General features: G+C 65.4%; 14 protein-coding genes and 2 pseudogenes. 9 read left to right on the plus strand and 7 right to left on the minus strand.

Annotated elements, in window-relative coordinates:
* Window positions 1–162: 162 nt before the first annotated feature.
* Window positions 163–1,251 carry a LacI family DNA-binding transcriptional regulator gene (locus AC1D1G_RS18260; protein WP_477953103.1) on the minus strand — a complete coding sequence of 363 codons (1,089 nt, stop codon included), beginning with the start codon at window positions 1,249–1,251 and terminating at the stop codon, window positions 163–165.
* Between the two features lie 174 nt (window positions 1,252–1,425).
* Here AC1D1G_RS18260 and AC1D1G_RS18265 point away from each other — a divergent pair, with 174 nt between their 5' ends.
* From AC1D1G_RS18265 to AC1D1G_RS18285, 5 genes and pseudogenes are all read left to right on the plus strand, one after another.
* Complete coding sequence (locus tag AC1D1G_RS18265; protein ID WP_280781146.1) at window positions 1,426–2,364, plus strand: dihydrodipicolinate synthase family protein; 939 nt, start codon at window positions 1,426–1,428, stop codon at window positions 2,362–2,364.
* A 365-nt stretch (window positions 2,365–2,729) separates the two neighbouring features.
* A complete protein-coding gene (locus AC1D1G_RS18270; RefSeq protein ID WP_280781145.1) occupies window positions 2,730–3,905 on the plus strand; it encodes an Nramp family divalent metal transporter in 1,176 nt (391 codons plus the stop codon).
* Between the two features lie 90 nt (window positions 3,906–3,995).
* On the plus strand, window positions 3,996–4,274 hold the full coding sequence (locus AC1D1G_RS18275) for a YciI family protein (RefSeq protein ID WP_317568746.1): 279 nt from the start codon (window positions 3,996–3,998) through the stop codon (window positions 4,272–4,274).
* Window positions 4,275–4,716: 442 nt separating this feature from the next.
* Window positions 4,717–7,355 (plus strand): annotated as a pseudogene (locus AC1D1G_RS18280) (protein kinase domain-containing protein); the annotation flags it as partial.
* A gap of 382 nt (window positions 7,356–7,737) precedes the next feature.
* The gene (locus AC1D1G_RS18285) at window positions 7,738–8,049 is read left to right on the plus strand and encodes a substrate-binding domain-containing protein (RefSeq protein WP_317568745.1); all 312 of its coding nucleotides are present in this window, start codon (window positions 7,738–7,740) and stop codon (window positions 8,047–8,049) included.
* 105 nt (window positions 8,050–8,154) lie between these two features.
* Here the strand turns inward: AC1D1G_RS18285 and AC1D1G_RS18290 are convergent, their stop codons facing one another.
* The 4 genes from AC1D1G_RS18290 to AC1D1G_RS18305 form a co-directional block, all read right to left on the minus strand.
* On the minus strand, window positions 8,155–9,282 hold the full coding sequence (locus AC1D1G_RS18290; RefSeq protein ID WP_477953104.1) for an alpha/beta hydrolase: 1,128 nt from the start codon (window positions 9,280–9,282) through the stop codon (window positions 8,155–8,157).
* Between the two features lie 256 nt (window positions 9,283–9,538).
* Entirely contained in the window at window positions 9,539–10,198 is a 660-nt protein-coding gene (locus AC1D1G_RS18295) for an SDR family NAD(P)-dependent oxidoreductase (protein ID WP_477953106.1), read from the minus strand.
* A gap of 71 nt (window positions 10,199–10,269) precedes the next feature.
* Window positions 10,270–11,292 carry a zinc-dependent alcohol dehydrogenase family protein gene (locus AC1D1G_RS18300; RefSeq protein WP_477953107.1) on the minus strand — a complete coding sequence of 341 codons (1,023 nt, stop codon included), beginning with the start codon at window positions 11,290–11,292 and terminating at the stop codon, window positions 10,270–10,272.
* 22 nt (window positions 11,293–11,314) lie between these two features.
* Window positions 11,315–12,529, minus strand: a complete 1,215-nt coding sequence (locus tag AC1D1G_RS18305; protein ID WP_477953109.1) for a multidrug effflux MFS transporter — start codon at window positions 12,527–12,529, stop codon at window positions 11,315–11,317.
* A 164-nt stretch (window positions 12,530–12,693) separates the two neighbouring features.
* On the opposite strand from AC1D1G_RS18305, the gene AC1D1G_RS18310 reads away from it, so the two are divergent.
* Window positions 12,694–13,569: a helix-turn-helix transcriptional regulator gene (locus tag AC1D1G_RS18310; protein ID WP_477953110.1), complete on the plus strand. Its 876-nt coding sequence runs from the start codon at window positions 12,694–12,696 to the stop codon at window positions 13,567–13,569.
* Window positions 13,570–14,156: 587 nt separating this feature from the next.
* Here AC1D1G_RS18310 and AC1D1G_RS18315 read toward each other — a convergent pair.
* On the minus strand, window positions 14,157–15,467 hold the full coding sequence (locus AC1D1G_RS18315) for an MFS transporter (RefSeq protein WP_477953112.1): 1,311 nt from the start codon (window positions 15,465–15,467) through the stop codon (window positions 14,157–14,159).
* 964 nt (window positions 15,468–16,431) lie between these two features.
* Window positions 16,432–17,649 carry an XdhC family protein gene (locus tag AC1D1G_RS18320; protein WP_477953113.1) on the minus strand — a complete coding sequence of 406 codons (1,218 nt, stop codon included), beginning with the start codon at window positions 17,647–17,649 and terminating at the stop codon, window positions 16,432–16,434.
* 687 nt (window positions 17,650–18,336) lie between these two features.
* On the opposite strand from AC1D1G_RS18320, the gene AC1D1G_RS18325 reads away from it, so the two are divergent.
* The 3 genes and pseudogenes from AC1D1G_RS18325 (at window position 18,337) to AC1D1G_RS18335 (ending at window position 22,062) form a co-directional block, all read left to right on the plus strand.
* Complete coding sequence (locus tag AC1D1G_RS18325; protein ID WP_477953115.1) at window positions 18,337–18,882, plus strand: (2Fe-2S)-binding protein; 546 nt, start codon at window positions 18,337–18,339, stop codon at window positions 18,880–18,882.
* A gap of 6 nt (window positions 18,883–18,888) precedes the next feature.
* Window positions 18,889–19,870 (plus strand): annotated as a pseudogene (locus AC1D1G_RS18330) (FAD binding domain-containing protein).
* Window positions 19,867–22,062: a xanthine dehydrogenase family protein molybdopterin-binding subunit gene (locus tag AC1D1G_RS18335; RefSeq protein ID WP_477953116.1), complete on the plus strand. Its 2,196-nt coding sequence runs from the start codon at window positions 19,867–19,869 to the stop codon at window positions 22,060–22,062. Before AC1D1G_RS18330 ends, AC1D1G_RS18335 begins: the two are co-directional and overlap by 4 nt.
* The last annotated feature ends 268 nt before the right edge of the window (window positions 22,063–22,330 follow it).

The following is a 22,330-nucleotide window of genomic DNA, read 5'->3' on the forward strand; positions in this document are numbered from 1 at the left end:
CGCTCCTCTTTTTCAGGTGCCGCACCCGGCGAATCTCCACGGCAGCGCGCACCCGGGGCACCGCCGTCCTTCACCACCATGTGAGCAGTCGTTCGGGACTCCTTCGGAGTGCCCGACTCGATCATCCCACGGACCAGCCTCGCCGACATCAGTCGTCAGTCACTATTCGCGGTGGTGCACATTACCGGCGGTCTGCGGGCCCGCCGCGATGGTGGCCCGGTGCGACCCGGACGAGCGTCGCGGGATCAGGGTGGGCATCGCGCGCCGGATCGGATCGTCGACGGGGGTGGTGGCGAGCATCAGATCGAGCGCGGTGGCGGCGATCTGGTCGAACGGGGTGCGCACCGAGGTGAGCGGGACCGGAAGACGTTGCGACAGTGGGATGTCGTTGTAGCCGACCAGGGCGACGTCGTCGCCGACTGTCAACGAGCATCTGTGCGCGGCAGCCACGACTCCGAGCGCGAGATTGTCGTTGGCGGCGAAGACCGCGGTTGGACGGGACGCGGAGCGGAAGAGCCGGTTCCCGGCCTCCTCGCCGTCCTCGATGCCGAACGTCGTTTCGACGATCCACTCGGGCACTTCCGCGATTCCCGCTTCCCGCAGCGCCTTTCGCGCCCCGGCCAGACGACCGACGGCGGTGGACGCGAACAACGGGCCCGACAGGACGGCGATGTCGGTGTGCCCGAGGTCGATCAGATGACGGGTGGCGAGATAGCCGCCCGCCTCGTCGTCGCCGACCGAGGACGGACTGATCCCGTCGGTCCTGAGCACGAGCGCGTGCGGCACGCCGCGCTCCCGCAGCTCGCGCGGCAGCGGGTCGTCGCGCCGGCTCGAGGCGACGATCAGGCCGTCCACGTTCCGGGCGAGCAGCGTCCTCGCCGCGTCGGACTCGTCGGCGGGGTTGTCCCCCGTCGTGGCGACGACCGTGAAGTAGCCGAGGCGGGTCGCGGCCCGGCTGATCGCMTCGTACATCAAGGCCATGACGGTGTCGCTCAACCGTGGGACGAGGACGCCGATCGTCGCGGTCTGCCCGCGTCGCAGGCTCGACGCGAAGGTGTTGCGCCGGTAGCCCAGTTGATCGGCGACCGCGCGCACTCGTTCGGCGGTAGCGGAGCGGGACGGTGGAACGCGATCGTCGAGCACCCGGCTGACGGTCGAGGTGCTCACCCCCGCCGCGTCCGCCACTTCACGCAGCGTCACGACGTGCTTACCGTCCCGCGCCCGCTGGGGCGCGCTCCCATTGGCTTCCATGGTCTTCCTCTCTACCGCCTCGGCCCGGCCCTCCGCGCGTGAGGTAAGGCCTGATCACATCCGATTCAGAACGTGACCCTTGACACAGACACGATCGTATCGCACGATGAAATCGTTCACGGGAACGTTCCCGGGAACGTTTGCAAAAGTCTCCTTCGATGGAAAAGAGCGATCATGAGCACACTCGACCTCCGCGGCCTCACACCGGCGCCGGTGACACCCTTCACCCGTGACGGCGCCGTCGACTACGACGCCATCCAGCGCCTCGGCTCGTGGCTCGGCAGTGTCGACGGCGTCAAGGGCCTGGTCGTGCTCGGCCACGCCGGCGAGGGCACCTTCCTCACCCAGGACGAGCAGGTTCGCGTCATCGCCGCCTTCAAGGAGTCCGTCGACGGCAGGCTGCCGATCATCGCCGGCATCACCGGCGAAGGCACCGCAGTCTCCGTGGAGGAGGCCCGCCGCGCGGTCGACGCGGGCGCCTCGGCCGGCCTGGTTTACCCCTCCCACGGATGGCTGCGGTTCGGTTACCAGGACGGCGCCCCGCAGGATCGGTACAAGGCGATTCACGAAGGGTCCGGGCTGCCGCTGATCCTGTTCCAGTACCCCGACGCCACCAAGGCCACGTACAACCTGGACACCCAGCTCGAGATCGCCGCCCAGCCCGGTGTGTTCGCCACCAAGAACGGCGTGCGGAACATGCGCCGCTGGGACCGTGAGATCCCGGTCCTGCGCCGCGAGAACCCCGACCTGCAGATCCTGAGCTGCCACGACGAGTACCTTCTGCACACCATCTTCGACGTCGACGGCCTGCTCGTCGGCTACGGCGGACTCGCGCCCGAGCCGCTGGTCGAACTCATCGCGGCAGGCAAAGCCAAGGACTACCCCGCGGCCCGGGCCATCCACGACCGCCTCCTGCCGGTGACGGCGAACGTCTACCACCGCGGCTCGCACATGGAAGGCACCGTCGCCCTCAAGGAAGGCCTCGTCGCCCGCGGAATCCTCGAACACGCCACCGTGCGCTCACCGTTGCTGCCGCTCGCCGAGGGCGCTGGTGCCGAAATCGCCGCCGCGCTGCAGTCGGCCGAGCTGACCTCGGTCGTCGCCCACGCCTGACCCCGCTCGACCCGTCACGTCGGATTCACCGAATCCGCCGCACGCGGTGCCACCGCGCCGCGTGCCGGTTCTGCCGCCCGGCCCGGACACCCCGGGCCGGCCGGCACCGCCCGCAGCAGACCCGGCCCACTCCCGGCCGCAGGTTCCGTTCGCCCCTCCCGAGCCGGCAGCGTCGGATGCCCCATCGTCAGTTGCGCCACACTCCTCGTCTGCGGTTCGAACACCAGAAAGTAGGCTCACCGATGAGTCAGCCATCTCGCACATCAGCCGATCCCGTCGGAGGCGGTTCAGTGGTCGCAGACACCCCTCCGCCGCCCGGAGGTCGCGTCCGGCCCCAGCGGCGGTACTGGGTTCGGACCCTGGCCATGGCCGGTCCCGCATTCATCGCCGGAGCCTGGCAGTTCGGGCCCGGCAACCTCGCCAGTGCCGTCCAGGCCGGCAGCGAGTACAGCTACTCCCTGATCTGGGTGATCGCCGTCTCGACGATTTTCATGCTGGTCTACGCCGACATGAGTGTCCGCCTCGGCATCCGCACGCCCGTGTCCATGATCAGCTCGGTCAAAGACATCCTGGGCCGACGCGTCGGCGTCTCCGCCGGCATCGGTGTCTTCATCATCACCCTGTGTTTCTCCGTGGGCAACGCCGTCGGATCCGGCCTGGGACTGTCGATGGTCTTCGGCGGGTCCCCGATAGTGTGGTCCGCCGTCTGCACAGTCTTCGTCGGACTGATCCTGTTGTTCCGCAACGTCTATCGAACCGTCGAACGCGTCCTGCTGGTGATCGTCGCCCTCCTCGCGGCCACCTTCGTCTTCAGTGCCGTCATCGCCCAACCCGACTGGTTCCAGGCCGTGCACGGACTCGTCCCGAGCATCCCGCCGGGTGGACAACTGCTCGTCGTGGCCCTCGTCGGCACCAACTTCTCCCTCAACGCCGCTTTCTTCACGTCCTACGGCACCCACGAACGCAAGCGCACCGCAGCCGAATACCGGCAAACCACCATCGCCGACACCATCCCGGGCATCGTGGCACCCGGCATCATGACCTCGCTCGTGATCATCGTCGCCGCCGCTGTCCTCGGCCGGCAGAACACCGAGGCGACCACCCTCGCAGGCCTGGCCAAGATCTTCGAACCCATCGCCGGCCCGATCGGATCGACGATCTTCGCGCTCGGGCTGTCCGGGGCCGCGTTCTCCGCGATGGTCGCCAACGCCACCGCCGGAGGCACCATGCTCTCCGACGCGCTCGGCAAAGGACCGTCGCCCAGCACACCGACAGCCAAACGTACCAGCGCCGTGATCCTCGGCTTCGGACTCCTGATCACGATCCTGTTCACGAAATCCCCTGTCCAGCTGATCATCTTCGCCCAGGCATTGACCGTGCTGATCGCACCGTTCCTCGGACTCCTGCTCTTCGTGATGAGCAACAACCGTCAGCTGATGGGCAACCTCCGCAACACCTGGTGGAAGAACATCATCGGCGCCCTGGGATTCCTCTCGATCCTGTCTCTGTCCGGCCTGCTGATCTACGAACTGCTCGGCTGACACCGACACGGGGCGGCACACTGCACGCCGCAGTGTGCCGCTCGACTGCTGCATCCACCCCCCGAAGCAATCCGCGAGGAATCAGAAACCATGCCACTCTTCGTCGTCGACTACACCTATTCAGCCCAGACCGCCGCAGGACGTGACACGTGCCGATCCGCACATCGAGCATGGCTCTCCGAATTGGTCGACCGCCAGATCGTCATCGCCTGCGGTCCGTACGCCGATGACAGCGGTGCCTTCATCCTCCTGGAGTCCGACACCACCGCAACGGTGGCACAACTCTTCACGCAGGATCCCTTCGTCATCCACGAACTCGTACCCGAACATCGAATTCTCGAATGGACGCCGGTGATTGGTCGTCTCTAGACCGACGATGGAGCAGGGAAGGATTCGAAATCCGTATTCTCGACTGGTCGTCACAACCAACTCGGCGGGAAGCGTCTCGACCCGACCCGCCCATTCCTGGCGGAGACCTGCAAGGTATCCCAGCGGTTTCGTGTTCGCGTCGTGTGGTCTTCGCGTCGCGGAATCCATCCGTGCCTCTCAGTTCCACTTTCGATTGCGCAGGTCAAGCTTCTTTGGCGTTGTAGGGACTGTCAGAAGAACGGTTGATCCGGAGTGTGCGCCATCACAACCAGCCGTCTCATCGCGCCGACGACCGCGGCCCTGACCGCTGAGTATAGGAACCGACAGCGATATCCTTGAAAGCACGCTATCGAGAGGTGCATCCACGGTTGTATCTGAACTGGTCGTGCCGTCGGGACCAGTGCGCGGAACCCACGAGCCGACGGAGTGAGTAGACCGTCCGATGGCTGAAGGTGATCCGCTCGACACTCAGCGGTACCCGCCGGTCCCGGCCGCGGAGTTGGCAGGCACGGCTTCAACGATGTTCAGGAGATCGGTCGCGGCGGTTTCGGCGTGGTCTACCGCTGCACGCAAGAGGGCCTGGACCGTCAGGTGGCGGTGAAGGTGCTCACCGTGGCGCTCGACGACGAGAACCGTGCCAGATTCTTTCGGGAGCAGCGCGCGATGGGCCGGCTGACCGGGCACCCGAACATCGTCAACATTCTGCAGGTCGGTGTCACCGACAATGGACTCCCGTACATCGTCATGCCTTATCACCCACAAGACTCTCTCGACGCTCGGATCCGCCACAACGGTCCGCTGCCGTTGAGGGACGCACTACGTCTTGCGGTGAAGATGGCCGGCGCCGTGGAGACAGCGCACCGGCTCGGCATCCTGCACCGCGACGTCAAGCCCGCGAACATCCTGCTCACCGAGTACGGCGAGCCCGAGCTGGCCGACTTCGGCATCGCGCACATCTCCGGCGGTTTCGAGACCGCCACCGGCGCCATTACCGGGTCGCCGGCGTACACCGCACCGGAGGTGCTGAGCGGTGATCCGCCGAGTCCGGCCGCGGATGTTTACGGTCTCGGTGCCACTCTGTTCAGTGCCCTGACCGGTCATGCCGCGTTCGAGCGGCGCAGCGGTGAGCAGGTGGTGGCGCAGTTTCTGCGGATCACCACACAGCCGGTCCCCGACCTTCGCGAGCAAGGTATCGCGGAGGATGTGTCCACGGCGATCGAACGCGCAATGTCCCGCACACCCATTCAACGCCCGGCCACGGCGGCCGATTTCGGGGAGGAATTGCGACAACTTCAGCAACACCACGGCTTCGCGGTCGACGAGATGGCCCTTCGCATAGAACCCGGTGGTGGGGTCACTGACCGAGAACCGGTGTCGCGGGAGCAGCGACCGTCCACACATCCCTCCCATGGGGGTGCCACGGGCAGTCTTCCGCTGGAGTTGACCAGTTTCGTCGGCCGTCGCCGCGAACTCGCCGAGGCGACGAACTTGCTGGCGCGGTCTCGGCTCGTGACATTGACGGGGATTGGAGGTGTCGGCAAGACACGTCTGGCGATACAGGTCGCGGCGAGCGTTCACCGCGAATACTCCGACGGTGTGCGCCTGGTTGAGCTGGGTGAACTGCGTGACGAGTCGTCGTTGGTCGATTCGGTGGCCACGGCCGTGGGACTGCGAGACCAGTCGGCGAGGCCGCTGCAGGATGTCCTGATCGAACATCTGGCGCCACGGGAACTTCTGCTGGTACTGGACAACTGCGAGCACATGGTGGACGCGGTCGCCGAACTGGCCGGCTCTCTGCTACACACCTGCCCGCGGTTGCGGATCCTGGCCACCAGCCGCGAACCCCTCGACATCGGCGGCGAAGCGGTGCTGCGGGTCCCGCCGCTGAATGTCCCGGATCTTCAGCGGGAGGTCACGCTGCGCGAGATGCCGAAATACGATGCAGTGGGTTTGTTCGTCGAACGTGGCGCTGCCGGGGTTCCTGGCTTTTCTCTCACCGAGGACAACGCGGCGACTGTGGCTGGTATCTGCCACCGCCTCGACGGATTGCCGCTGCCGATCGAGCTGGCCGCTGCCCGGTTGCGGGCGATGTCACCCGAGCAGATCCTCGAGCGGCTCACCCACCGCTTCACCCTACTGAACCGAGGCAGCCGCGGTGCGCCGACGCGGCAACAGACATTGCGGTTGTGCATCGACTGGAGCTTTGAGCTGTGTACCGCTGGAGAACAACTGGTGTGGGGGCGGCTGGCGGTCTTCGCGGGAAGCTTCGAACTCGATGCCGCGGAGCAAGTGTGCGGCGAGAGACTGGTCCAGGACGAGTTGCTCGACACGCTGACCTCCCTGGTCGAGAAGTCGATCCTGATCCGGGAGGAGTCCGGATCGGTGGTGCGGTTCCGGATGCTCGAGACGCTCCGCGAGTACGGCTACGAGCAACTCGAGCAGATCGGTGAGCGAACCGTGTTGCGTCGCCGGCACCGGGATTGGTACGAGGCGTTGGCGGTCGAATCGGAGGCGGAGTGGATCAGCGCCCGCCAACTCGAGTGGATCAGCCGTCTGAAACGGGAACAACCGAACCTGCGGGAAGCTCTCGAATTCTGCATCACTGACGATGTGCCCGCTGGCCTTCGTATGGCCACCGCGCTCTATTGGTTCTGGGGCTCGCAGGGCCTCTACAACGAGACCCGGCGCTGGCTCAACAACCTGATTGCCCGTCAGAGCGGCCCACCTGCCCTCGAATGGGTCGAAGCGCTGTACTGCGCCAGTGTGATGGCAAACGTGCAGGGCGATCTCCAGGTCGGCGCCGCCCTCGTGGAGAAGGGACGTGTGGCGACCGAGCAGACGGATGACCGCATGATGCACGCCCTCGTCGACGGGGCTGATGGCATGCTGGCCCTCTACAGCGGTGACCCCACGCGCTCCTATCCGCACCTCGAGACCGCCCAGGCGGAGTTCCGCAATCAAGGCAAACGCGCACACGAAATCAGCGTCGGGTACGGGCTGGGTTTGGCGTATGGACTGTGCGGATTGATACAGCAATCCATCGAGTGCTACGAGCATGTTCTCGCGGTCACCGAAGAGCATGTGAGAATCGTCAGGCCCAGTTCGCCGCCTGTGGAATGCCCTGTCAGAATCCCCAGCCAACCTTTGCACAGGCGGCTCGATCCTGGGGGCTGATTGGGTCTCCCAGATGTGCGGACGGGCGTGACCTGGCATCCTCCGTATAAACGAAATTGCCGGGTGCGGTCGTCGAGACGCACAGGCGCTTGGAACGCAAGCGTCATCGTGGAAATGGACGCAGCCGTAGGCTCAAGCGTTTATCGCGGCTGCGTCGGAAGCTATTGGGGCGATCAGGCAGTTCCCTGGCCGGACTCGCAGCGAATCGCCGTGGAGGTAGAGACGACCGCGTTGATCGTGACCGAGGGCAAGAACACGGGCGTGCAACTGCTGGGGGGAGTTGTCTCGCGTGCGGCCGACCGCGGTGGTCTGCGCCAACGATTTGTTCGCGCTGGGCTTATCCACGAGTGAGTCAGCGCCAGGGTGGGTACCGGACGTACTGGCCATCGTCGGGTACGAGGACTTGGCGGCTGCGGTCGCGCTCAGTCCGGTGCGCCAACCTCGCTGGCAACTCGGACGCACAGCCGCCACGCTGTTGGTCCGCGAGGAGCAGGAGGCCGACGACGAGCACGAACAAGTGCTGGTTTGCGCGGAGCTGGTCGTGCGTCGCACCAAGCGCACGGTTCCCGTGCTGGTCCATCTTTGCTCGTTGTCAGGCTAGGTCCGAACCAGCCTTGCTGGCAGCAAGACAATTTCGCGGCCCGGCACCGGCAAGCGAACATCCAGCCCCGCTGGGATCGGCTCACCGGTGCGGGCCCCACGGGGGTCAGTTCAGGTTCGTGCGGAAGAAGCTGGTCAGCTTGTCGAACGGAATGAGGTCGACGCGGTCGTAGAGGTCCACGTGACCGGCGCCGGGAACGGTCACCAGTTCCTTGGGCTCACCAGCGAGCCGGTAGGCCTCTTCGCTGAACTCTCGGGAATGGGCCTGGTCGCCGGTGATGAACAGCATCGGCCGAGGAGAGATCGTCTCGATGTCGGCGAACGGGAAGAAGTTCATGAACTTGGAATTGCTCGACAGCGTGGGGTGCGTGGTGGTGTCCGGGCTATTCCCACGGGATGTGCGGTAGAAGTCGTAGAACTCACGCTCGATCGCCGTTGACTGATCATTCAATTCTTCAGGGGTCCCGCTGGTGTACTCGGTTTCACCGCCGGTGAATTCGACGTCTCGCTGGGCTGCGGCTTGCGCCAAGGCCGCTTGGCGCTGGTCGGGGGTGACCGAGTGGCCCAGCCCGTTGCGGTTGACGCCACCCATGTCGTACATGCTGACCGTGGCGACGGCCTTGATGCGGGGGTCGATCTTGGCGGCGCTGATGACGAAGCTGCCGCTGCCGCAGATTCCGAGCGCGCCGATGCGTTCGGTGTCGACGAAGGACTGGGTGCGCAGGAAGTCCACGCCGGCGCTGAAGTCCTCGGCGTAGATGTCGGGGGCCACAGCGTTGCGGGGCTCGCCGTCGCTCTCGCCCCAGAACGACAGGTCCAGGGACAGGGCGACGAATCCCTGCTCGGCCATCTTGGTCGCGTAGAGGTTGGCGCTCTGCTCCTTGACCGCTCCCATCGGGTGTCCGACGACCATCGCCGGATTCGTTACATTACGGTCGATGTCCTTGGGGACGAACAGGTTACCGGTGACGTTCATCTGGTACTGGTTCTTGAAGGTCACCTTCTCGACGGTGACCCGGTCGCTGGTGTAGAAGTTATCGGCACCGTTGGAGGTGTCACCGGCGGGCAGGTTGGTCGACTGGGCCACCGGTGCCGAGGACGTGGTGTCCCGCTCGGACGGGGTGCAGCCGGTTGCGGCGAGCACGCTGACTAGGGCCGCACTGGCACCGGCCAGCTTGAGGCCACGGCGGGTGACGTTCCGCCTCGCGTAGGCGGCATCTGATTTCGTGTTCATCGTTGATGCTTCTAGTGCTCTGCACCGAAAGCGCACGGTGCAAAGGGATTTAGAGAGACTGTCGGGTTTGGGTGGTTGGTGGCCAGAGTGTGAGCGGTGCGTAATCGCTCGACGCTCGCACCGGCGTGCTGCATCAGCCAGCGGTCAGCCGACGGGTTCGTGGACCCGGTCTTCGCCTCGACGGTGGGTGTGTCGGTGGCACTCGGTCCTGTGGTGGTGGCCGCGAGCAGCGCTATCGGCGCCAACGCCGATCCGCTCAGGCCGCGTCGAGTACCTCACGGAAGCTGCCGCGAGCGGTGTGCATGGTCCAGAGTTTGTCGGCGAGCACATCGGGGTCGTGCGTTGGGTGACCGGGTGTGATTGCCCCGGGGATTATGAGTTGGGCAACATGGACTCCAGAGCCCGCCAGTTCTGTGTGCAGCATGTGAGCGTAGGCGGATTCGCCGGCGAAGGCGATGGATGTGCCCGCGACGTTCGGATTGGGTCGGGTGGCGCTGGCGCCGTTGACGAACAGTACGGTGCCCCGGCCTTGTTTCCGCATGCTCGGCAACACGTGCCCAACCGCCGCGACCGGACCCAGAACGGAGAACTCGACCGCGGCGATCAGGTCATCCCGCGTGGTGTCGAGCACGGGACGGAGGAACTCGCGCTGCGGAATCGGGCTGTATTCGAGCACGTCGATCGGTCCGAGCTCGGAGGCTGCCCGGTCCAGAGCGGTGCCGAGGGCCTCGGCGTCACGGACGCTGGCGGCATAGCCGCGGGCGTTGATGCCGGCCTGCCGCAGGTCCGCGGCGAGGGCGTCGACATTGCTCTGGGTACGGGAGATCAGTGCGACGTCGAATCCCTGAGCGCCGAATTTTCGGGCGACGGCGGCACCGAGTCCCTTGCCGGCGCCGATGATGACGATGGTGGACATTGACTGTGGTCCTTTCTGTCGGCGGGTGCGGCCCCAGAGGGGTAAGGGGCCGCGCGCGCGCTTTGTGTCGATCAGAGTGTGAGCAGAACCTTGGTGGCGCGGCGCTCGTCCATTGCCTTGTAGCCTTCGGCGGCCTGCTCGATGGGGAGGGTGAGGTCGAAGACCTCGCCCGGGTTGATCTGGCCGCTGATGATGAGCTCGATCAGCTCCGGCAGGAACCGGCGTACCGGCGCGGGGCCGCCGTGCAGGTGCACACCGGAGAAGAACAACTCCATACCGGGGAGTTCGACCTCGTGTGCGACGCCCACGTAGCCGACGTGACCGCCGGGGCGTGCCGATCGGATGGCCTGCATCATCGATTCCTGGGTGCCGACGGCCTCGATGACCGAGTGCGCCCCGAGGCCGTCGGTGAGTTCCTTGATCTTGGCGACACCGTCGTCGCCGCGCTCGGTCACGATGTCGGTCGCGCCGAACGTGCGGGCCAGGGCCTGTCGATCTGTATGGCGGCTCATCGCGATGATGCGCTGCGCGCCGAGGCGCTTGGCGGCGAGCACGGCGAGCAGTCCCACCGCGCCGTCTCCGACGACCGCGACCGTCTTCCCGGGGCCGGCCTCGGCGGCGACGGCGGCGAACCATCCGGTGCCGAGGACGTCGGAGGCGGCAAGCAGGGATGGGATCTGCTCCGGGGTCGGCTGCGTCGGGGTGGCCACGAGGGTGCCGTCGGCCAGCGGAACACGCACATACTCTGCCTGGGTGCCGATGGAGCCCATGGGAACGGCGTGCACACAGCGACTCTGGTAGCCGGACTGGCAGATCTCACAAGTGTTGTCGGAGGCGAAGAACGACCCGATGACGAAGTCGCCGACCTTGACGTGCTTGACGTCGTCGCCGATCTGCTCGACGACGCCGACGTACTCGTGACCCATCGGCTGGGGCCACTCGGGCTTTTCGATACCGCGGTAGGGCCAGAGGTCGGAGCCGCAGATGCAGGCCGCGGTGACGCGGATGATCGCGTCGGTCGGTTCGGTGATGGTCGGGTTCTCGCGCTCTTCGACTCGGACGTCGCCGGGCGCGTGCATGATGACTGAACGCATGGATGTGCTCCTTCTGATTGGTTTAGCGAAGTTCCGCCAGCGGGCGGGCTGTGTCGGAGGAGGGAATCGGATTCGGGGTGCCCCGGTGGCGCATGAATGTGGCGTATGCGGCCACCGCCAGCGCCACCGATACAGCGGTGATCACACCCAGTGGCAGCAACATGGCGGCTCCTGCGATGCCGACGAATGGAGCGGAGATGCCGCCGAACGCAAAACGGGCCATGCCCAGCAGTGACGACGCGGTGCCGGCGATCTGCGGGTATCCGGCGAGAGCGAGGGTGGTGGTGGGCGGGGTGGTGACAGCGACACCGCTGACCATCACCACGAGCGAGATGATCACCGCGGCCAGTGGCAGCTCGAACAGCCCGGACGTGAGTAGGCCCAGTGCTCCGGATGCGCACATCGCCAGTCCGGTGAGAAGCGTGCCCTGCACGCTCCAGTGTTCGCTGGTGCGTCCCGCGAGAAACCCGAAGAACATGAACCCGGCGGAGTTCAGCCCGAACGCGAACGCATACTCCTGCGGCGAGAGGCCGTACATGCCCTGCAGTACATAAGTTGCCCCGCTCAGGTAAGCGAACAGTGCGGCGTATACGAAGCCCTGGACGAGCACCGCGCCGAGGAACACACGGTCGGATAGCAGAGTGCGGACGTCGTGGCCGATCTGGGCGAAGCCCCCGTCCGTGCGCAACTGACGAGGGAGGGTCTCACGGAACCCGAACACGATGGCGACGAGGATGAGCACACCGATCGCTGCCAGGAACAGAAACAGGCCACGCCAGTCGGTGATTCTCGCCAGTTGACCTCCCAACAGCGGACCCACGATGGCTGCGAAGCCACCGAGGACCGTGAGTCGACCGTAGAACCGCATTAGCGCGCCGCCGGAGTAGATGTCGCGGCCCGCGGCCTGAGCGATGACGATCCCGACGCCACCTGCCATCCCCTGCACGAGACGGGCGACGATCAGCAGCTCGACGCTCGGGCTTACCGCGCACAGCGCCGAGGTGAGGATGTACGCAGCCACCCCGACGTACAGCGGGACACGGCGCCCGAACCTGTCCGACAGCGGCCCGGCGATCAGCTGCCCCAGCGCGAGGCCTATCAGGCACGCCGTCACGGTCAGTTGGGCCATGGAGGTGGTCGCGTCGAGCTCGATCGTCAGCGCGGGCAGCACCGGTAGATACAGGTCCATCGAGATCGGGCCGAAGACCGTCAGCACGAGCAACAGGATCGGCAACACCCGGCCGATAGGCTGCTGCGGCGTAGTGAACGTCGTAGGTAACGAGGACGAAGAAATTGGCACACTGGCAGTCAACCCTCGCGTGCCGAGACCAGGAAGTCCCTGCGGAGAGGTGTACCGAGAGGGCACCCCTCCCACCCAGAACACGATCTATTCTTTCGAACATGGACAACCGAACCGAGGTCCGCGAGTTTCTCATGTCGCGCCGCGCCAAACTCACCCCCGAGGAGGTGGGACTCCCGGCCGGCCCGAACAGGCGAGTTCCGGGACTCCGCCGCGCCGAAGTCGCCACCCTCGCGGGTGTGAGCGTCGAGTACTACTCCAAGCTCGAACGCGGTGCAATCGCCGGCGCCTCCTCATCGGTGCTCGATGCAATCTCGCGTACGCTCCAACTCGACGACACCGAACGCGAGCACCTGCTCGACCTCGCGCGCGCCGCCGACGGCATCTCCACATCACGGCGTCCTCGACGCCGGGCGTCCAAGCAACCACCCGCACGTCCAAGCCTGCAATGGGCGCTCGACGCGATCACCGACGGCATCGCGTTCGTACGGAACCAACACCAGGACCTTCTCGCGACGAATGCACTCGGACGCGCCTTCTACGCGCCCCTCATCGGCGACGGCGGACTTACCCCCAACCTCGCCCGATTCCAATTCCTCGACCCCGCCTCCCGCGACTTCTACCCCGACTGGGACGCATTCGCCGAGATGTGCGTCTCAATCATGCGCGCCGAGGCCGGACGCGACCCGCATGACCGCGCAATGCAGGACCTCGTCGGTGAGCTCTCCACACGAAGCGACACCTTCCGCAGATTATGGGGCGCTCATGACGTCAGAACCCACGGCTCGGGATCCAAACGTTTCAACCACCCTCTCGTCGGCGAAATCAACCTCGCATACGAAGAACTCATCCTCACCGCTGAACCCGGACTCGTCCTCATGATCTACACCGCCGAACCGGGATCCCCCTCGGCGGAACGGCTCCGACTGCTCGCCTCCTGGACTGCCGACCACCACACCCCCATCCCCGAACACTGAACTGAGGACCGAGCCTTGCAAATCTTGTCGGCGCGTCCGCCTGCGGGTCCAGTCGAGGGACAGAGAAGTGATCGCCTCCTCGAACCGGGCGGACATCTGGGCGCGGCACGCTGTTTCATCCGCTCGTGAGGGATCGCTTCCTGGATACTTCACTGAATAGCTCTCCTCATCGTCGACGAAGTCGAACAGAGAACGTCGATGGCGGCGGAATTTCTTCTATCGGCTCGCCGACGACGAATCGCCCAATGAGCCTGCTCGTCGTTGACACCGCCTAGATTCAAACTCGATGTGATCACAGTCGGTTGCGCATCGGAAGGTGCTGCCGGCGAAGGCTTTTCTGCCACGGACGGATTGGCGACGGTGATTCGCACGCGAGTTGTCGGTGCCTGCCAGAGCTGGCCGACTAGCCAAGGAACAATTACGAGCGTTCCAGCGAAAAATCAAGTGGCGCAACGGAGTCGAGTGCATTAATCAGCAACCTACGAAGCGACGCGGTGCGGGTACTCTGCCAGGCCAGTACGCCTACTCCCGGAAGGCAAGTTCTCATGAATCTTCGCACGGGGGCTCCGGCCTCCTGCACGCCGCACTCAGGCGGTACCGCTGAGCGATGAGCACGTGGAAGGCTCGCCGTCGTCTGCGGTGGTTGCGAGGCGGTGGCCGGGTGGAAATCCGTGACGACGTGCGACCGTGGCGATCACCAGGGCGGACACGGCGAGGACCAAGACGATCCAGGGGAACGAGGAGGCCCCGAGTCGTTCGAGGGCAACTCCGCCGAGCCCGCTGCCGCCGAAGATCGCCAGGTTGAAGCTGGTGATCAGCATCGAGGTCGCCAGATCACCGTCGCGACCGGCGGCGTCGGAAAGTGCGGTCTGCACCTGGGTGGCAGCTCCACCGAAGGTGAAACCCCACCCGACGATCGCGAGGAAGTACGGCACCAGCAGATGGCCAGTGAGCCCCAGAATCAGGCAACCGAGTGCGAATGTGGACAAGCTGCACAGCACCAGCATCCGTAGTCCTCGATCGACGAGCGCCCCGGTGAACCAGATGCCGGCCAACGCCGCAACGCCGAATGCCAGTAGGGTCACGTCTACCCGGACGTCGAGCCCTGTCGAGTCCACATAGGGCGCAATGTAGGTATAGAGCGCGTTGTGCGCGAGAATCCAGAGGAAGGTGGTGGACAGTACCGGGGCGACGCCGGGGATCAGCAGAACCTTGGTGAGCGGGGTTCCGGTGCGGGCGGACTGTCCTGACCGGTCGGGCACCGCCACGAGGATCCACACGATGAGGAGCACCGTGAGCAGTGACATCCCCGCGAAGGCCCACCTCCAGCCGACAACGGATCCGCTGAACGTGCCCAACGGCACTCCGAGGGCGAGCGCGAGCGGAGTGCCGACCATCGCCACCGCCATCGCTCGTCCGGCCATGTGGCTGGGTACCAGGCGCCGGGCGTAGCCGGCAACCATCCCCCACACCAGAGCGGAGAACCCGCCGGCGACGACGCGCGCAGCAATCGCCACGACGTACACGTCGGTGGAGGCGGTGCCCGTGTTGGCGACCAGGAATCCCGAGACTGCAAAGAGCAACAGAGGTTTTCGCCGGACCCCACGGGTGAGAGCAGCGGCGGGAATCGCCCCGGCGACCGTTCCCGCGGCATAGGCTGTGACCCACTGGCCAGCGGCGGCTTCACTCACACCGACTCCGGCCGCAATTTGCGGGAGCAAACCGGCCGGCATGGTCTCGGTCATGATGTTCACGAAACCCGCCAAGGCGAGCGCTAGCAGGGCCGCCCAGGGAAGTCGCTCGCCATGTTCCGACGTAGTTTGCCCGCTCCGCCGGCGGGGGTGCTTTCGCTGCACTGGGATCCTTTCCGTTGCTGCAAAGGTCGATGCCGTAGCCACCTCCGCCCCGCGGCGAACCGCTCGCCGACAACAACCCCCATGGCCTCGGCAGTACGGCCGCCCGGGAGTCTCGGACGGCCGTGGAAGACCTGCCTGCCAGCGTGCTGACGGCGTAGCGGCCGAGCGCGGGAGCACGCGGATCGCACCGGAAGGCTTACACGAAGCACACCGTGGAGTGCGGGCAGACCTCCCCCCAGGTAGTCCGCCAACCGTGGATGTGAGTGCAGCACTCGCTCCTCGTACCGTAGAAGGCGGGATCAGCTGCGGCTGCGATCGAAACACTCAGGGCTGACCAAACCTGCCCCGAGCGGCGTTCTTCGACGCAGACGTTGTCGATGCTTCTGTGGCTGTTGCAGATTCGATCGTTGCACGGCCGACCGGTGAGCCGTTCAGGACGGGCCGCGGCACTCCCTCGTGGATCGTGGGGCCGCGTCCGCCACAAGGGACGTGCCCGGAATAGTGCGGAAGGGTCGACGCGGAAGGGCTGCCGACGACACCCGACGCCACGACTGTCACCCGGCTCACCTGTGTGTAACGATCGTGCCGAAGTCGTGAGCCTTCGGGTCCGTTGGGGTGGTGACCGGCAGTGTGCGACCGCGCGCTTCTCGCGCCATCGCCGCCCCCTCGCCTATGGCGAACCCGACTGGGACTGCAAGGGCCATCGATACCACGGCGATACCGGCATCGATACCTAACCGCATCACACCAAAGCCACAGGCCACTCCTTCTCGGAGGTTCATCGGGAGTCCTCGCCCGTGAAGAGCACTGCAGATCGGGAATTTTGCGAAGTCGAACACTTTGTTAGGACATTTCTGTGGGGCGATTCTATTTTCAAACACTGGACCGCTATCTATGACGTCTACTTATGGCACAGAAATTTGGAAATGTCGATATTTCTTCTCGGATCGACGCTGCAACGATTGTAGCCTCGCTTCTCAAGGAATCGTTCACGCGCTGACGAAGCCTATTGGTGTGGTGCATGGTTAGCGTTCTCCAACCTATCGGCGGACACTGAATGGCTGCACTGCGTTGACGACTGCGCAAAGGATCCCCGGGGTATATCGGACGGGCGGTTGTGAATCGGACCAACACCGTCTCGTAGCGGCCGCCCGCTACGCCGGGACGCGGATGCGATGACGTCGGCGAGAATTGATATCGCAGTCTCGGCGGGAGTTGCTGCTCCGATGTCGAGCCCGAGCGGACTCGACATACGTTCGAGTTCGCTGTTGCTGGTACCTGCCTCCCGAAACCGTCTGATGCGATCACTATGTGTGCGGCGCGACCCCATGACACCGACGTAACCTACGGACGAAAGATGCAGCGCTACAGAGAGAACGGGTACATCGAATTTTGGGTCGTGGGTGAGAACGCACACCGCGGTTCTTCCGTCGATACGACCCGCACTGGCTTCGTCGGCCAGATAGCGATGGGGCCAGTCGACAACCACCTCGTGGGCATCCGGAAAGCGCTGGGGCGTGGTGAAGATCGCACGCGCGTCGCACACGGTGACCTGATATCCCGCTGCGGCGCCGAGACGGGTGAGCGCGGTCGCGAAGTCCGTCGCTCCGAGAACGAGCAGCCTCGGCGGGGAGATGAGTGCGTCGATGAACACCTGCATCTGGCCAGGTCGGTCGCACTCGGAGGCGTCGTAGGTGACCAGCCGCGCTCGTCCCGCAACCAGACAGGCACGCGCGTCGTCTGCTATCTGCTGATCCCATATCGCCGAACCGGTGGTGCCCGAAACCGCGTTGGACCAGACCAACACCCGCTGTCCTCGAACGGGCCGGGGACCAGTGACTACCGTTGCCACGGCCACGGGTCGGTGCTGTCGAACCGAGGTCGCGACCTCGTCGAGGTGGGGAAAGGTATCGCGGCCGATGCGGTCGATGAAGACTGTGATCTCGCCGCCGCACGTCAGGCCTACGGCGAGGGCGTCGTCATCGGAGACACCATAGCTGCGCAATACCGCACCCGAGCCCGCCAACACGTCGCGTCCGAGTTCGTAGACATCGCTTTCGACGCATCCGCCGGACAGGCTGCCGAAGACTGAGCCGTCGCGGTGCACCAGCATGGCTGCGCCAGGCTGCCGCGGCGCGGACCGGTACGTCGAGACGACGGTGGCAAGGGCAGTATCTTGCCCGGTCGACCAAGTTTCGAGCAGCTCTTCAATCACCTCACGCATCGAAGTCCTTCGACAACTCCTGTCCCGACAGTTCGCGACGCGTCACCGAGAGATGTCGGAAAAGTAGGTATCTCAGCCTGGTTGTGCATAGAGCCAGGCTAGGCGAGGAAGACGGCCGCTGGGGGACCCTGTCAGTACACCCTTCGGAAAACCCTTGCCCGGCAGTCCGATGTGCAAGCGCGTTGGCGCGTAGTGGATGACGCGTTCATTGGTGGTGTTGCGCTTGCGCGATTCCCGGCTTCCAACCGAGCGTGTTGTCCGGAGAAGACACCCGCTCACTGCCCCACGGTACGAGCCGACCTTCGGCAGGATGGAGGACTGGTCAGAGCTGTCTGGACGCTGCACGTTGTGCACACCGAGCTCGGGACATTCGCTGAGCGCATCGTGACGAAGGATGGTTCGTCGGGCAGTCCCAGGGGCGGTCTGTCGATGGGTGTACTGACAGGGTCTCCCTCACCGGCGATATGTCCGGTTGCATGGTTGTCGCCCGGCTTCGAGGCCGTTGCGATCTACATCGCACGCGTTCACTGAGGACGCAACGAGGGCACGACCATCGATCATCCGCCGAATTGAGAGAACCGTATGCCCACCAAATTTCCCGATTCGCCCGATCCTTCGACCGCAGGGCCTACGTCGGAGTTGTCCCGGCGCACGTTCATCGTGGCAGGCGGTGTGGTGGCGGGTGGCGTGGCTGTCGTGGCAGGCGGTGTCGCTGCCGGGCCTTCTCTCTTCAGTTCCGAAGCGGCTGCTGCCGCCGAGGCGCCCAGCAGTCCCGTCTCACTGGTCGTCAATGGCGAACGGCATGTCTTGACGGTCGACAACCGGACCTCGCTGCTGAATCTGCTGCGCGAGCAGCTGGCGCTGCCCGGAACCAAGAAGGGCTGCGACGCCGGCGCCTGCGGGGCGTGCACCGTTCTGGTTGACGGTCAGCGGGTCAATGCGTGCCTGACGTTAGCGGTGCGTCTCGAGGGTGCCGAGGTCACCACGATCGAAGGACTGGCAGCGGATGACGACGACGAATTGCACCCGCTGCAGCAGGCTTTCGTCGAGCAGGACGCATTCCAGTGCGGGTTCTGCACGCCTGGCCAGATCATGTCCGGCATCGGTTGCATGCAGGAAGGGCACACCGGATCTCAGGAGGAGATCCGCGAATGGATGAGCGGAAACATCTGCCGCTGCGGTTGTTACGTGAAGATCGTCAATGCGATCCAGCAAGCCGGGAACGGAAAGTGAGGCCCGATGTACCCGTTCACCTACACTAAAAGCGCCGACACCGCCGAGGCGATTGCCGCCGGACAGAGCGGGGGACGCTACATCGCCGGCGGAACCACCCTGGTCGATTTGATGCGCGAGACCGTCGAACGTCCCCACACATTGGTCGACATCAGCCCACTTCCGCTGCGAGAGATCACAACCACCGACGGTGGGAGTCTGCGTATCGGTGCGCTGGTGAGCATGGCCGGGGCCGCCGCCCACCCGCTGGTGCGCACCTCCTATCCCGTTCACGCAGGCGCTGGAGCTGAGCGCATCCGCACAGCTGCGCAACATGGCCACCATCGGTGGCAACATCATGCAGCGCACCCGGTGCACCTACTTCCGAGATACCGCGGCGGCCTGCAACAAGCGCGAGCCGGGATCGGGCTGTGCAGCACTGGCAGGATACAACCGCACCCACGCGATCCTCGGCACATCCGACGACTGCGTGGCCACCCATCCTTCGGATGTGGCCGTGGCCTTCGCGGCGCTGGAGGCAACTGTGCACCTGCTGGGACCGGAGGGGGACCGCAGCGTCGCCTTCGCAGACTTCCTGCTGCAACCGAGCAGCACCCCGGAACGCGAACAGGCCCTGCGGTCCGGTGAGTTGATCACCGCCATCGAGATCCCGGCCCATCCGCAACCGCTCCAGTCCGGGTATCTCAAGGTGCGCGACCGGCAGAGCTTTGAGTTCGCGCTGATATCCGCAGCGGTCGCGCTGCACGTCCGGGACGGTGTGATCCGCGTGGCCAAGGTGGCCGCGGGAGGTGTGGGCACCGTGCCGTGGAAATTGCCCGCCGTGGAGCAACGACTGGTCGGGCAACGACCCTCCGCGGCCCTGTGGACCGACGCTGCTCGGGTCGCCGCGGACGGGGCTCAGCCTCTGCAACACAACGGATTCAAGGCCGACTTACTCGAGCGCACCGTCGAACGCCAACTTCGCATCGTGGGAGAAGACATCAAGTGAGCCAGCAACCGCAGGCCGCCGTTGGGACCCCATTGTCCCGCGTGGACGGCCGCCTGAAAGTGACCGGACAGGCGCCATACGCCGCCGACCACCACATCGACGGGGTCGTCCACGCCGTCATCGTCGACAGTACCGTCGGCCGCGGACGCATCACCGGTATCGACACCCGGGACGCTCTGGCGCAGCCCGGCGTGCTGGCGGTGATCGGACACCACAACGCGCCTCGGCTCGCATACAACGACAACCCGGGGTCGAACAACCCCGACGGCGCGCGGCTGCGGGTTTTCCAGGATGACCGGGTTCTGTTCTTCGGGCAGCCGGTCGCTGTGGTGGTGGCCCAAACACTGGAGAACGCGCAGCACGCTGCGAGTCTGGTGCGCGTCTCCTATGCTGCCGAGCAGTCCTCGACTGAGTTGATGTCCGCTCCCGCGGACGAGCCGACGAGCTATGCGCGCGGGGACGCGGACGCGGCGCTGGGCTCTGCGGAGGTCCGGTTGGAGATGACCTACCGCACTGCCCGCAACCACCACAACCCGATCGAACCACACGCCACCATCGCCCGCTGGGACGGCGACCGGCTCACCCTGTGGGACAAGACCCAATGGGTGCGAGATGGCACCCAGAAGGAAATTGCCGCCGTGTTCGGCTTTCCACAGGACACGGTGCGCGTCATCTCCCCGTTCGTCGGCGGCGCATTCGGCAGCGGTTTGCGGGCCTGGCCACACGTCACCATCGCGGCCCTCGCCGCGCGCGAGGTGGGGCGCCCGGTCAAGCTCGTGCTCACTCGCAGGCAGCTGTACTTCGGAACCGGGTACCGGCCAGCCTACGAATACCAGTTGCGCCTGGGCAGCGATCGAAATGGACGCCTGACGGCCATGGTCCACGACATCCGGGCTGAAACATCAACCTATGAGAAGTTCACCGAATCCGTCATGGGGCAAGGGCAGATGCTGTACAGCACGCCCCACGTTCGGCAGGCGTACCAGACGGTGCCGCTCGATGTAAACGCGCCGATCTGGATGCGGGGCCCCGGACACGCCACCTCCGCATTCGCCATCGAGTCCGCAATGGACGAACTGGCACACGAGATCGGCGTCGACCCAATCGAACTGCGTCAACGCAACGAACCCGACGACGACCAGTCCACCGGGCTGCCGTTCTCCACCCGCCGGCTGCGCGAGTGCTACACCGTCGGGGCCCGCGAGTTCGGCTGGAACCGGCGCAACCCCGCACCAGGCGCAACCCGGGACGGCGACTGGCTGATCGGCACCGGAATGGCGACCGCCGTATACGACACCGTGCGACTTGCGGCACGGGCCCACGTCAGACTCGACGCGAACGGAACCGCCCTGGTCCAGTCCGCGACCAGCGACATGGGCCCGGGCACCTACACCTCCATGACCCAGGTCGCCGCCGACGCGTTAGGCCTGACCGTCAGCACTGTCGAATTTCAGCTCGGCGACTCCATCATGCCCCCGACTCCACCGCACGGCGGCTCCATGACCATGGCCAGCGTCGGGTCCGCCGTCCAGGACGGCTGTGACAAAGTACGGCAGCAGGCCATCACGATGGCTGTCAACGACGTCCGGTCACCATTGCACGGCGTCAATCCCGACGACATCATCGTCCGGCGTGGCCGACTGGAACTGTCTAACGACCCCACGCGCGCGGAAACCTATCAGCAGCTCCTTGTTCGCAACAATCGGCCCCACCTCGAAGTCATCGGAACCTATGCCCCGCCCGAGGAAGTCCGGTGGTCGATGTCCGCCTACGGCGCGGTGTTCGCCGAAGTCGCCGTCGACCGGAATCTCGGCCTGGTGCGGGTCAGGCGAATGCTCGGCGTGTACGACGCAGGCCGGATCATCAGCCCCAAGCTCGCCGACAGTCAGGCGATCGGCGGCATGGTCGGCGGAATCGGAACCGCCTTGCTCGAACACACGGTCACCGATCACCGCGACGGCAGGATCGCCAACGCCAACCTCGCCGACTACCTCGTCCCGGTCAACGCCGACGTCCCCGACCTGCAGGCGATCTACCTCGACGGCGAAGACCGCGAGGCCGACCCCATCGGCGTCAAAGGGTTGGGTGAGGTCGTGATGGTCGGAGTGGCGCCCGCCATCGCCAACGCAGTCTTTCACGCCACGGGGCGCCGCATCCGCGAACTCCCGATCACCGCCGAGGCCCTGCTCTAATGACGATTCAGAGAGTTGGTCCTGGTCGGTCTTCGCGGCCGATCTTGATGGTGGGGTGGTATGAGCACGTCAGGACATTGCCGATTCTGGCACGAGTATTGGATATCCCAGTCCTGACGGCTCAGCCGGTGTCAGTGCCAGCCGGTCTGTCGGCCGACCACCGCTGGGTTCACTTGGGGGATAACACACTCGGACAGACGATGCGCGTATCGCAGTCCGCGAAGTGACGGGATTGGGGCGAATGGTCGCATGGGCACTCGTAAGGACC

The organism is Rhodococcus sp. P3_B8, from assembly GCF_056402775.1.